This window comes from Spongiactinospora sp. 9N601 (assembly GCF_044326295.1).
Classification (GTDB): domain Bacteria; phylum Actinomycetota; class Actinomycetes; order Streptosporangiales; family Streptosporangiaceae; genus Spongiactinospora; species Spongiactinospora gelatinilytica.
This window is the reverse complement of the sequence record NZ_JBIRBB010000009.1, coordinates 308,865-322,226: the sequence shown is the minus strand read 5'-3', so window position 1 is coordinate 322,226 and position 13,362 is coordinate 308,865. Positions and strand designations below refer to the sequence as shown.

Here is a 13,362-nt window from a genome sequence, read left to right as displayed (position 1 = left end):
AACTTTTGAGCGCTCTGGAGGTAGCATGCCCATATGACCTCCATCGACACCACACCCGCCGCCCCGCCACCCCCGCTCGACGGCCAGGAGGAGTTCCGCCGCCTGGACGAGTTCGTCTGCTTCACCCTGTACTCCGCCCAGCGCGCCGTGATGTCGGCCTACCGCCCGCTGCTGGACAAGGTCGGCCTCACCTACCCCCAGTACCTGGTCCTGGTCGCCCTCCACGAGAACGGCCCGTCCCTGGTCAAGGGCCTGGGCGCGAAGCTCCACCTCGACTACGGCACCCTCACCCCGCTGCTCAAGCGGCTGGAGGCGGCCGGCCTCGTCACCCGCCGCCGCCGCTCCGATGACGAGCGCCTGGTCGAGGTCTCCCTCACCGACGAGGGCGTCGCGCTGCGCTTCCAGGCCAACGAGATCGTCCCGTCCCTGGACTTCGCCCTGGGCCTGACCGACGCGGAGCTGGATCAGGTCAAGACGCTGCTGCGGCGGATGACCGCCAACGTCGCCGCGCACACCGGCGCCACCGCCTGACCCACCGCCCCGCGACCTGTAGTCAGCGGGCCACCGCCTGGCGGTAGGTTTCGTCGGAGGTGAGGAGGTTTCTGTGGGTGTCCTCGGCGGTGATGGTGCCGCCGTCGAGGACGAGGACGCGGTCGGCGGCGTCCAGGATGGCCGGGCTGCTGGTGATCACGATGGTGGTGCGGTCGTGGCGGAGGCCGGTGAGGTTGCGGGCGATGAGTTGTTCGGTGACCGCGTCCACGGCCGTGGTCGGGTCGTGGAGGACCAGGACGGCGGGGTCGGCGGCCAGGGCGCGGGCCAGGGAGAGGCGTTGGCGCTGGCCGCCGGACAGGTTGGCGCCGCGGTCGCGGACGGCGTGGTCGAGTCCGTCGCGGTGGAGGGCGACGACGTCGGTCAGCATGGACGCCTCGACGGCCTCGGGGATCATGCGGCCGGCGTCGGCCGGGTCGATGTTGGTGCGCAGGGTGCCGGCGAAGATCTCCGCGTCGTACGGGTTGACCAGCAGATGCTCGCGTACCGCGTCGATCGACAGGTCCGTGAGCGGGTGGCCGCCGACGCGCACCACGCCCTCGTACGCGTCCGGCGGCACGTTCGCCGCCAGGATGGACACCAGGTCGGCCGCCTCCCGGGCCTGGTAGGCGGCGATGGCCACGAACTCGCCCGCCGACACATGGAACTTCAGGTCGCGCAGCGCGCCGTACCGCACGCCGTCCAGCTCAAGCCCGCCGTCCCCGGACGGCCGGGCCGACCCCGGGGTGAGGACCGGCGGCGCGGCCAGCACCAGCGCCATCCGCTCGGCCGACGCCCGCGCCACCACCACGTACTTCGGCATCTCCGAGAACAGTTTGAGCGGTTCCATGATGAACTGCGCCAGCCCCACGGCCATCACGAGCTGCCCGATGGTGATGTCGCCGCTCAGCGCCTCCCAGCCGGCGGTCAGGGTGACCGCGGCGGCGAGGATCGCGTTGAGGGTCAGCGCGGTACCGGCGTACGCGCCGTTGACCTTGGCGACCGCGACCGCCTGGTTCCTGGCCTCGGCGCTGAGCCTGCGGTAGGACAGAAAGGCCGCGTGGTTGCCGCCGAAGCCGTGCAGCGGGCGCAGGCCGCTGATCAGGTCGGCGACCTTCGCGCCGGCCCGCGCCACCCGGGCCTGCTGCTCGCGCGTGCCGTCGCCGATCCGTTTGGACATCACGCTCAGGATCGACAGGATCGCGACGGTCCCCACGATCACCAGCAGGCCGAGCCGGACGCTGGCGATGCCCAGCGCCACCGCCGTGATCAGCACCGCGACCAGTGAGCTGATCAGCAGCGGCACCACCTCGATGATGTCGGCGGTCTGGTCGGCGTCCTCGGTGGCGATGGTCAGCACCTCGCCGGACTTCAGGCCGGTCTTCCTGGCCACCGGCTGGAGCCCGCAGGCCGCGACCCGCACCCGCCAGCGGTGCGCCTCGGTCGTGTTGGCCTTCTGCAGGATGCGCATGCCGAACCGCCACGACAGCGAAACGGTCGTGATGATCACGGCCAGCGCGGCGATCGACAGGGCCAGCGAGCCCAGGCCGCGCTCCCGCATGGTGTGCTCGACGATCAGGCCGAGCGCGATGGGGAAGGCGGTCTCGCCCGCCTGGTACATGCCCATGAGCAGGGTGCCCCAGGCCATCGCGCCGGCGTTGCGGCGCAGCGCGGTCCGCAGGATGGCCGCCCCGGTGCGGGGCTCTGGCCGGTCAGGAGTGGTCATCGAGGTGCCGGGCAATCGCTTCGGGGGTTCGCAGGGTGAGCAGGTCGCGGATGGTGATCACGGGGCCGTACTCGCGGCGGAGCAGCCCGACCAACCGTACCGCCAGCATGGAATGCCCGCCGAGGGCCCCGAAGTCGCTCACCGCGCTCACCTCGTCGTCGTCCAGGTCCAGGGCCTCGGCGAAGTACTCGCACACCACGGTCTCGGTCTCGGTCGCCGGGCCGCGCTCACCGCCCGTGGTCAGCGCGCCGAGCGGCCTGGCGGGCGGCAGGGCCTTGGTGTCGGCCTTGCCGTTCACGGTCAGCGGGATGTGATCGACCTGGGCGTAGTGCGTGGGGCGCAGGTAGTCGGGCAGCCCGGCGCCGACCTCGGCGGCGACGGCCGCGAGGTCCGAGCCGGCCAGCACCAGGTAGGCGGCCAGCCGGTACGCGCCGTCCACCTGCGGGTCGGACTGGGCGACCGCGGCGGCGAACCGCACCGCCGGATGCGCCGCGAACGCCGCCTCGACCTCGCCGGGCTCGACCCGGTGGCCGCGGATCTTGACCTGCTGGTCGGTACGGCCCAGGTAGGTGAGGTTGCCGTCGGGGCGGCGGGCGACGAGGTCGCCGGTGCGGTACATGCGCATCCCCGGACGGCCGAACGGGCAGGCCACGAACCGGTGCGCGGTCTGGCCGGGCTGCCCGAGGTAGCCGCGGGCGATGCCGATCCCGGTCACGTACAGCTCGCCGGGCACGCCGTCCGGCACCGGCCGCAGCCATGGGTCAAGTACGTACACGTCGGTGTTGTCGATCGGCACGCCCACCACCGGGTCCGCGCACTCGAAGGTGCCGACGCCGAGGGTGTTGATGGTGTACTCGGTGGGCCCGTACAGGTTGTAGCCGGCCGTCCCCGGGGTCTCGGCCAGCCGCCGCCACAGCGCCGGGGTGACCGCCTCGCCGCCGAGCAGCGCCAGCGGGGGCCGCCGCGCGGGGTCGTCGAGCAGCCCTTCGGCCACCAGTTGCTGAGCGTAGGTGGGGGTCACGTTGATCACGTCGATCCGGTGCGCGAGGCAGTACCCGACCAGCCGGGGCGCGTCGCGGCGCAGTTCCTCGTCGCAGATGTGCACCTCGTGGCCGTCGGCGAGCCACAGCAGCTCCTCCCACGACATGTCGAACGCGAACGACACCGTGTGCGCGATCCGGAAGACCCGGTGGCCGTGCTCGGCGAGCACCGGCTCGAAGATCCGGCGCTGGTGGTTGATCAGCATGTTGGTCAGCCCGGCGTACTCGGTGACCACGCCCTTGGGGCGGCCGGTCGATCCGGAGGTGTAGATCGTGTACGCGGGATGGCGCAGCCGGGCGGGGTCGCCGGGCGCGAACGTGACGTACGGGTCGGCGGGCGGCAGCGGGCGGTCCAGCTCGATCAGGTCGCCGGTCAGGCGGGGGGTCACCGCGCTCACGGTGAGGATCACGTCCGGGCGGGCGTCCGCGACGATGGCGTCGATCCGCTCGTCGGGGTGGTCGAGTTCCAGCGGGACGTACGCCGCGCCGGTCCGCAGCACCGCGAACAGCGCCACGATCGAGTCGAGCGAACGCGGGATCGCGATGCCCACGGTCCTTTCCGGGCCGATGCCGCGCCCGGCGAGCACGCCCGCCACCGCGCGGCTGCGGTCGCGCAGCGCGGCGAACGTCATGCTCCGGCCGTCCGCCACCAGCGCGACCCGCTCCGGATGGCGGTCGGCGGCCCGGTCGAACCGGTCCACCACGGTGTCGGTGCCGACGTCCGTGCGCGGCCCCGGGGCGGGCGCGGGGGCGAGGCCGGGCAGCGCGCCCAGCGGGCCGGTGGATCGGGCCAGGTCGCCGAGTACGCGCAGGTAGTCGTCCAGCAGGCGGTGGGCGTGGGCGGCGTCGCCGTACCGGTACTCCAGCTTGACCGTGAGCCGGTCGCCGGGCGTGACGACCCAGGTGAACGGGTAGTGCGTGGAGTCGTCGGCCCGCACGGCGGTGATGCCGTGCCTGGCGTTCATCCGCGCGAACGCGTCGAGGTCCAGGAAGTTCTGGAGCACGAACAGGTTGTCGAACAGGGTGTCGTGCCCGCCGGCGCGCTGGATCTCGCCGAGCCCCAGGTGCTCGTGTTCCATCGCGGCGACCCGGTCGGCCTGCACGGCGGAGAGGTACTCCGCCACCGTGTCAACGGGCCGTGGGCGGGTCCACATGGGGACCGTGTTGAGCAGTACGCCGACGACCTCGGCCAGGCCCTCGCCCTCGCGGCCGGACACGGTCACGCCGAACACGGCGTCGCCGCGGCCGGTCCGTGCGCCGAGCAGCAGGCCGAACGCGCCGGTCAGGACGGAGTTGAGGGTGACGCCGTGGGCCTTGGCCGTGGTGCGCAGGCGTTCGGAGTCTTCGGCGGACAGGGTGCGGACGAGCGCGGGCGGCAGGTCTTCCGAGAGCGTGGGCGCGGGCCCGGCGAGCAGCGTCGGGCCGGACAGGCCGGTCAGGTGGCCGGCCCAGAAGCGTTCGGCGGCCGAGGCGTCCCTGGCGGCGAGCGCCCGCGTGTGGTCCTCGAAACTCGGGGCGGCGGGGACCGGGTCGAGTGGATCTCCGTCGAGGACGGCCTGGTAGGCGTCGAACAGGTCGCGCAGCACGATCTCCCGTGACCAGCCGTCCCACAGCAGCAGGTGGTAGCTGAGCAGCAGGCCGTCACGGTCGTCCGGCAGGCGTACCACGGTCAGCCGGACCAGCGGCGGTTCGGCGGGGTCGAAGCCGGTGGCGCGGTCGCGGGCGCGCAGTTCTTCGACGTCGGCGTCTGACGAGAGTACGGCCGTGCGGACGTCCACCCGGCGGCCCGCCGCGAGGACCTGCACCGGGGTCCCGTCGTCGGCGGTGGCGAAACCGGCGCCGACGACCGGGTGCCGGGCGATCACGTAGGCCATCGCCTCGGCCAGGGCGGCGGTGTCCAGCCGCCGGTCGAAGGCGAAGTAGCTCTGGGCGACGTAGTGGCCGGTCGAGCCGGTCAGTTGGGCCTGGTAGTACAGGCCCTTCTGGAGGGGGGTGACCGGTGCGGTGCGTACGGCGGTGGCGTCGGCGATCTGCTTCAGCGCGTCGAGCCAGTGGCCGGTCAGCTCGTCGGGGACGCCCTCGGCGAGGGTGAAGGTGGCGCGCAGGGTTTCGGCGTCGAGCCATGCGTTGACCTCGACGGCGTACGGGCTTTGCCGGTGCCGGTCGCCGCCGGTGATGGGCAGGGCCTGGGCCTCGGTGGCCCGGCCCAGGTAGTTGAACAGGACCTGGGGGCGGGTTTTGAGGAGGGGGGCGGTCTGCGGGTTGAGGTACCTGAGGCGGCCGTAGGCGATGTGGCGGTGTTCGTCGGGTTGGCGTTCGGTGACCTCGCGGGCCGCGGCGACGGGGTCGGTGTGCGCGGTGAGCCGGACCGGCGCGATGGCGGTGAACCAGCCGAGGGTGCGGGTGTAGTCGTGGTGTTCGAGCATCGGGACCCGGCCGTGCCGTTCCAGGTCGATCGCCAGGTCGGTGGGGTCGGGCTGGATGTGGGTCAGGGCGGTGCGCAGCGCGCCGCACAGGAGTTCGGTGAGGCCGGTGCCGAGTACGCCGGGCGCGGTACGGGTCACGCTCGCGGTCAGGGCGGGCGGGAGGTCCACGGTGATCTCGTGCCGCCCGCCGGTCGTGGGCAGCGGGGCGGGGGCTTGGAGGGTGTGGATCCAGTGCCCGAGGCCGTCGATGTCGTGCGCGGACGCGGTGGCCAGGGCGTCGGCGTACTCGGCGTAGGAGGTGGTGGGCGGCGGCAGGGGCGCGCCGCGCATGGCGGTGGCGAGGTCGTCCAGCAGGATCAGCCAGGACACCGCGTCGATGGCGATGTGGTGCGCGGTGACGACGAGTGTGCGGGTCGCGTCCAGCCAGGTGAACGCGACCACCTCGCCCGCCTCGGGGTCCAGCCGGTCGGCGGCCTCGTCCGCGGCGGCGGCGGGGTCGTCCGTGTCCGCCCGGACGAGGGTCACGGCACGGGCGGGTTCGGTACGCAGGGCCCAGACCCCGTGCTCGGCCCGCAGGCGCATCCGCAACGCGGGGTGCGCGGCCACAACGGCGTTCACGGCCCGCTCGGCCTCGGCGAACCCGGGCCCCGGTAGCACCCTGGCCTGGGCGAACCTGCTGAGCGAGCCGCCGATCTCACGCTGCCGCAAAATGATCGGCGTCGGCGTCAGCGGCCCGTCCGCGGGCCGGACGGGTTCGGGTACGCGCGGCACTTCGACCCCCACCCGCCCGGCGAGCGCCCGCGGCGTCCGGTACAGGAACACATCCCGCGGCGTGATCGCCAACCCCCGCGCCCTGGCCTGGTTGACCAGGGCTATCGCCACGATGCTGTCCCCTCCAGCGGCAAAGAAGTCCGTCTCCCCGCCCACCTCACCCCCCGGCAACACCTCCCCAAAAATCCCCGCCAACACTGCCTCGGCCGCAAGCGGCCGACCGGCGGAATGGGCCCCGCCCGCGCCCTTCGGCGCGGCGGCAGCCCCCGCCGCGAATTCGGCCCCGACCGGCCGCGCGGCGGGCTCCGCCCCAGGCCCCCCGCCCCAAACGCCGGCCTGCCGCGCAGCGGCGGCCTCGGCTGCGAACGGCGCGGCTCCGGACCCGGGCGGTGTGGCTTGCCGTGCGGCGCGGGGATCGGTCCCCTGCTTCCCGTCCCTGTCCTCCGGGCCGGGGACGACCTTCCCGGCCGCTGCCTGCCCGGCGGGGGCACCGGGGCCCGGCTCCCCTTCCCAGGTGGGGCGGTGGGTGAGGGATCGGCGGTCCAGTTTGCCGTTGATGGTCAGAGGGAGGGCGGGGATGGGGAGGACTTGGGCCGGGATCATGTGAGAGGGGAGGGTGGTGGCCAGGAGTGCGGGGAGGTCGGATGGGGGGTGGCCGACGATGTGGGCCGTCAGGTGGTCGCCGGTTTCGGCGACGGTGACGGCGACGTCCACCACGCCGTCGAGGCGTCGGATCGCGGACTCCACCTCGCCCAGTTCGATCCGGAAGCCCTTGAGCTGCACCTGGTCGTCGGCCCGGCCGACGAACTCCAGTGAGCCGTCCAGGGTGCGGCGGGCGAGGTCGCCGGTGTGGTACATCCGGGAGCCGTCGCCCGCGAAGGGGTCGGCCACGAACCGGCTCGCGGTGAGCCCCGGCCGGCCCAGGTAGCCGAGGGAGACCTGGGCGCCGGCGACGTAGATCGCGCCGACCCGGCCGGGCGGGACCGGGCGGAGCCGGTCGTCGAGCAGGTGGGTGACCAGGCCGGGGATCGGGCCGCCGATCGGGCTGGCGGTCCCCTCGAAGTCGGCGTCGGTCAGCGCCCGGTGCGTGACGTGGACGGTGGTCTCGGTGATGCCGTACATGTTGACCAGCGCGGGCGAGCCGGTGCCGTGCCGCTCGACCCAGCCGCGCAGCCGTCCGAGGTCCAGCGCCTCGCCGCCGAAGACGACCAGGCGCAGCGCGGGCAGCGGCTCGCCGACGTGCCGGTCCGCCTCGATGAACTGGTAGAACGCCGACGGGGTCTGGTTCAGCACGGTCACGCCGCGCTCGCGGACCAGCCGGTGGAAGTCCACCGGGGAGCGGGTCAGCGCGTACTCCGGCACCAGCAGCTCGCCGCCGTGCGCCAGCGCCCCCCACAGCTCCCACACCGCGAAGTCGAACGAGTAGGAGTGGAACTGGACCCACACGTCGCGCGGGCCGAAGTCCAGATCGGGCCGGGTGTTGGCGAGCAGGGTCACCACGCTTGAGTGCGGGACCACCACGCCCTTGGGCCGCCCGGTCGAGCCGGAGGTGTAGATCACGTACGCCGGATCGTGCCACCCGGCCTCGGGCCCGGCGGCAGCCGAAGGCGGTTCGTCGCCCTGGACCAGAACGCGCGCCCCCACGCCCGCCCTGGACACCAGCTCCGTGAAACGGTCCCGCTGGTCGGGGGCCACCAGCACGACCCGGGGCGCGGAGTCGGTGAGGAGGTACGCGAGCCGTTCGTCCGGGTACGCGAGGTCCAGCGGCACGTAAGCGCCGCCCGCGCTGACGATCCCGACCAGCGCCACGACCTGCTCGGCCGATCGCGGCACGGCGACGGCGACCCGCTCCCCCGGCCCGACACCCGCCGCGCGCAACGTCGCGGCCAGCCGGTCCTTGGCCTCCGCCAGCTCCCCGTAGGTCAGGGACCGGGTGGTGCCGTCCAGCGCGCACTGGGTGACGGCGGTGGCGGCCGGGTCGCGCCCGGCGGCGGCGTCGAAGAGCCCGCCCAGGGTGATCGGCGTGATCCGGGCGGAGGGCCGCACCAAAGAGCCGGCCAAGGCGTCCGGCCGGGTGAGCAGGCCGGTCAGGGCCCGGACGAAGGTGTCCAGCACGGCCCGCGCGCCCGGCTCCCGCAGCAGTTCGCCGTCGTAGATCAGGTTGAACCGCGGCCGGCCGCCGGGGGCGCGTTCCACCACCAGCGTCAGCGGGTAGTGCGGCGCGCCCTCGTTCCCGATGCCGGTGATCGCGAACTCGTCGCCGGGACGGCGCAGCCCGGCCACGTCGGCCGCGACGTCGAACACCACCAGCGTGTCGAACAGCGGCCCGCCGCCCGCCTGGCGGCCGATCCTGGTCAGCGAGACGTGCTGGTGCGGCAGCACCGCGCCCTGATGGTCCCGTACCGAGGCCAGCAGGTCGCGCGCCGTGGTGCCGCCCGCCCACCGGACCCGCACCGGGATCGTGTTGATGAACAGGCCCACCATGTCCTCGATGCCGGGAACGTCCGCGTCCCGCCCGGACACCGTCGAACCGAATACCACGTCCGTGCCGGGCAGGATCGTGCCCAGCGTCACCGCCCACGCCGCGTGCACGGCGACGCTCAGCGGCACGCCCGCCGTACGGGCGGCCCCGTCGATGTCGGCGTCGGGCACCACGGCGGTGTCGGCGAACCGGCCGCTCGGCGTGTGCCCCTCGGCGACCAGCGAGGGGCCGGGCAGCCCGGCGAGCCGGTCGCGCCACACCTCGTCGCTCGCGGCGGCGTCGCGTTCGGCGAGCCAGCGCACATAGTCGGCGAAGCCGCCCCTCGGGTACACCGACCCCGGCGCGTGGTACTCCGCCAGCAGCGCGCGCAGCATCGGCGGCACGGACCATCCGTCGGCCACGATGTGATGCACGGTCTGCACCAATACGGACCGGCCGGGGCCCGTGCGGACGAGCGTGTACCGCATCAGCGGCCCGGCCGCCAGGTCGAACCCGGACAGGCGGTCCCGCTCGGCGAGGTCGCGGATCTCCTCGTCGGTGATGCCCGGCCGGTCCAGCGTCGTGAACGGGGCCCGCGCGCCGCTCTCCAGCACCGACACCACCCGCCCGTCGGCGAGCGCGACGAACCGGGCGGCGAGGTTCGGATACAAGGCGAGCAGCCGGGTCGCCGCCGCCGCGAGCCGGTCGGCGTCCACGTCGCCGTCCAGCGTCAGCAGTTGCTGTTCGACGTAGCTGCCCGCCGAGTCGTCGTCGAAGACCGAGTGGAAGTACAGGCCCTCCTGCAACGGGGTCAGCGGCAGGATGTCGCGCAGCGCCGGGCCGTCCAGGGCGTCCACGTCGGCCTGGGTCAGCCGCACGAGAGGAAAGTCGCTGGGCGAGTGGCCGCCGTGCTCCAGCGCGGCGAGGCCGGTCAGGGCCGCCAGGAAGTACTCGCCGAGCGTGGCGACGTCCTCGCCGGTGAACAGCCCCTCGGGCCAGGAGATGTTCGTGACCAGCTCGTATTCGCCGGTCGGGCCGGGTTCGGCGATGGCGTTGAACTCCAGCGGGCGCGGCAGGCGCATCTTCGGGTCGCGTCGTTCGCCGAGCTGCCCGGTCGTGCCGGCGGGCCGCCAGTCGCCCTCCTCGCCCGCGTCGAAGCGGCCCAGGTAGTTGAACAGCACCTGCGGGGCAGGCGCGTCGAACCGGACGCCGGCCAGGTAGCGCAGCGCGCCGTAGGACACGCCGTTGTCCGGCACCCGGGCGAGGTCTTCCTTGACCGCCTTGAGCGCGGCGGCCAGGTACTCCGGCGCGGTGAAGTCGGCCGCCGGGCCCGGGTCCACGACCACCGGGAACAGGGTCGTGAACCAGCCGACGGTCCGTGACAGCTCGGGCTCCGCCGGCTCCGCCACGAACCGGCCCTCGCGGCCGTGGCCTTCGAGTTCGATGTGCGCGAAGGTCTGCTCCTGCCCGAGGTCGCGCCGCCACCGGGCGAGGGCGACGGCGAGCCCGGTCAGCAGTACGTCGTTGACGCCCGCGTGGAACCGCGCCGGGATCTCGCCCAGCAGCGCGGCGGTGACCTTGGGATCGGCCGGTACGGCCAGCACCCGCTCCCGCGCGACGGTGTCGGCCGCCGACAGTTCACGCCTGCCCAGCCGTACGTCCGGCCCCGGGAGCGGACGCCGGTAGTAGGCCGGGTCCGCGTCGGCCGCCGCCCGTTCCAGCAACTGCGTCCAGCGCCGGAACGACGTGCCGGGCGCGGGCAGCTCGATCGGCTCCCCCGCGCCGACCTGCCGCCAGGCCGTGGCCAGGTCCTCCATCAGGACCCGCCAGGACACGCCGTCGACCACCACATGGTGGACGGCCAGCACCAACTGCCGCGCCGCGCGCCGCCAGACCGCGCGCAGCATCACGCCGCCGTCCGGGTCTAGCCCGTCGATGGCCAGGTCGACGCACTCGTCCAGCGGCCGGTCGCTCTCCCGCCACCCGGCGACGGCCCCGTCCGCGGCCGGTACGTCAAAGCCCCAGAGGTCGCCGCGAACCAGCCGGGCGCGCAGCATGTCGTGCCGCCTGACCAGGGCGTTCAGGATCTCGGTGAGGGCATCGGGGGTCAGGTCCGCCGGGGTGTTCAGCGCGACGGACTGCACGAAGCCGTCGATCGCGTCCGTGGTCTCGCCGAGCCACCGCACGATGGGCGACCCGGTGACGGGGCCGGTGGCGATGTCGCGGTGATCCGCGGTGGCGACGTCCTCGCGGCTCGCCACCGCGGCCAGCGCGCCGATCGTACTGTTGGTGAAGATCTGCCGCACGGTGACGTACAGGCCGGCCCCGCGCAGCGCGGCCAGCAGCGAGATCACCAGGATGCTGTCCCCGCCGAGCAGGAAGAAGTCCTGGTCCACGCCGACCCGCTCCAGCTTCAGCACCGACGCGACCGCCGCGCACACCAGGCGCTCGTTCTCGGTGGCGGGCGGGACGACGGCGGCGGTCTCGATCACCGGCTCGGGCAGCGCGCGCCGGTCCAGCTTGCCGTTCGGGGTGAGCGGGAACTCCGGCAGCACCACGATGTGCGCGGGGACCATGTACTCGACCAGGTGCTCGGCGGCCCACGCCTTGACCTCGTCGGCGCGCAGGTCCTCGCTCCCGGTCGCCGGGATCACGTACCCCACCAGGTACGTGCCGTCCGCCGTGTTCTTCTTGGCCACCACGCAGGTGTGCCGCACGCGGGGGTGCTCGGCGAGGCCGGCCTCGACGTCCTCGATCTCCAGCCGCATGCCGCGGATCTTGACCTGGTTGTCGGCCCGGCCCAGGAAGTCCAGTGAGCCGTCCGGGGCGAACCGGGCGAGGTCGCCGGTCCGGTACAGCCGGGACCCGTCCGCGGCGAACGGGTCGGCCACGAAGCGGGAGGCGGTCAGGCCAGGCGCGTTGACGTATCCGCGGCCGAGCAGGAACCCGCCGGCGTACAGCTCGCCGCCGACGCCGGCCGGGACCGGGCGCAGTTCGTCGTCCAGCACGTAAAGCCGGGTGTTGGGGTTGGCCCTGCCGATGGACGTGGTGAGGCGTTCGGCCGCGCCGCGGTAGATGACGTGGGAGACGCCGATCGTCGCCTCGGCGGGGCCGTAGCCGTGGTAGAGGGGGATGCCGAGGCGGGTGCGGTACCGCTCGTACAGCTCGGGGGTCAGCACCTCGCCGCCGCACCAGACGTGCCGCAGGCTGTCCAGCCGCCCGGAGCCGCCCTCGATCTCCAGCAGTACGTCCAGCATGGACGACACCAGGTAGGTGAAGGTGACCCGCTGTTCGGCGATCACGCCGAGCAGGTGGTGCGGGTCGCGTTCGCCGCCGGGCCGCAGGATCACCAGCCTGCCGCCGCGCACCAGCGGCAGGAAGATCTCGTTGATCGAGATGTCGAACGACAGCGGGGCCTTGAACAGCGACGCGTCGTCCGGGCCGAAGCCCAGGATCTCGCCGGACTGCCACAGCAGGCGCTCGCTGATCGCCTCGTGCCGGATCATCGCGCCCTTGGGGCGTCCGGTCGAGCCGGACGTGAAGATCACGTACGCCAGGGCCGGGCCGGGAATGGCGACGTCGGTCCACTCGGCGGGGTACGAGCCGTACCGCCAGTCGCCGAGATCGACGGCCAAGGCGTCCGGTTCGCCCGCTTCCTGCTCGCCGGTGGCGTTGAGCTGGATCGTGATCCGGGCGTCGTCGATGACGGCCGCGCGGCGGGCGGCGGGCCAGCGCGGGTCGAGCGGCACGAACGCGCCTCCGGCCTGGAGCACGCCCAGCAGGCCGATCACCATCTCGGCGGAACGGCCGAGCGAGATGCCGACGGTCTGTTCGGCGGTGAGCCCGCGGTCGATCAGGTGACGGGCGAGCTGGTTGGACAGCGCGGCGGCCTCGCGGTAGGTCAGCGACCGGCTCTCGTCCACGATGGCGACGGCGTCGGGCCTGGTACGCGCCTGCTCGCGGAACATCTCCACGATGGTCGGGCGGTCCCGGGCGGCCTGGGTGTCGTTCCACTCGGCCAGGACGGCGAGCCGGGCGGCCACGCTGTCGGGGCGGATGGTGCCGACCGGCCGGTCGGGGAAGGCGGCCAGGTCGTCCAGCGCGAGCCGCGCCTCGTCCGGCGCGACCCCCTCGGGAACGGAGATGCTCCGGCCGTCCGCGCCGATCTCCCAGGTGGGGAGCCCGCCGCCGGCGGCCCAGCCGAGGACGTCGGCGAACGGGGTCTTGGGGGTGAGGTCGAGGCCGTCGGGGCATTCGCCGGTCGCCCAGTACGCCAGGCCGATGGCGCACGCCCGCGCGAACGCGGCGTCGGGGTGGTCACCGGCGCGCCGGCGCAGGTCGGTCAGGTTGGCGGAGGTGAGCGGTAGGAGACGAGTGCCGGGTTCGGTCGTCGAAGCCATCGAAGACAGC

At 73.6% G+C, this 13,362-nt stretch carries 3 protein-coding genes; 1 reads left to right on the top strand and 2 read right to left on the bottom strand.

Annotated features, from left to right (window positions below):
• The first annotated feature begins 33 nt into the window (after nucleotides 1–33).
• Entirely contained in the window at nucleotides 34–531 is a 498-nt protein-coding gene (locus tag ACH34R_RS23590; protein WP_397563674.1) for a MarR family winged helix-turn-helix transcriptional regulator, read from the top strand.
• Between the two features lie 22 nt (nucleotides 532–553).
• Here ACH34R_RS23590 and ACH34R_RS23585 read toward each other — a convergent pair whose 3' ends face one another.
• Nucleotides 554–2,254: an ABC transporter ATP-binding protein gene (locus ACH34R_RS23585; RefSeq protein ID WP_397563673.1), complete on the bottom strand. Its 1,701-nt coding sequence runs from the start codon at nucleotides 2,252–2,254 to the stop codon at nucleotides 554–556.
• Nucleotides 2,241–13,352: an amino acid adenylation domain-containing protein gene (locus ACH34R_RS23580; protein WP_397563672.1), complete on the bottom strand. Its 11,112-nt coding sequence runs from the start codon at nucleotides 13,350–13,352 to the stop codon at nucleotides 2,241–2,243. The genes ACH34R_RS23585 and ACH34R_RS23580 overlap by 14 nt, the downstream gene beginning before the upstream one ends.
• Between the last annotated feature and the right edge of the window lie 10 nt (nucleotides 13,353–13,362).

Bases quoted from the DNA above. Each gene is read 5' to 3' on its own strand.
- ACH34R_RS23590 (WP_397563674.1), top strand. From the start codon at position 34: ATGACCTCCATCGACACCACACCCGCCGCCCCGCCACCCCCGCTCGAC.
- ACH34R_RS23585 (WP_397563673.1), bottom strand. From the start codon at position 2,254: ATGACCACTCCTGACCGGCCAGAGCCCCGCACCGGGGCGGCCATCCTG.
- ACH34R_RS23580 (WP_397563672.1), bottom strand. From the start codon at position 13,352: ATGGCTTCGACGACCGAACCCGGCACTCGTCTCCTACCGCTCACCTCC.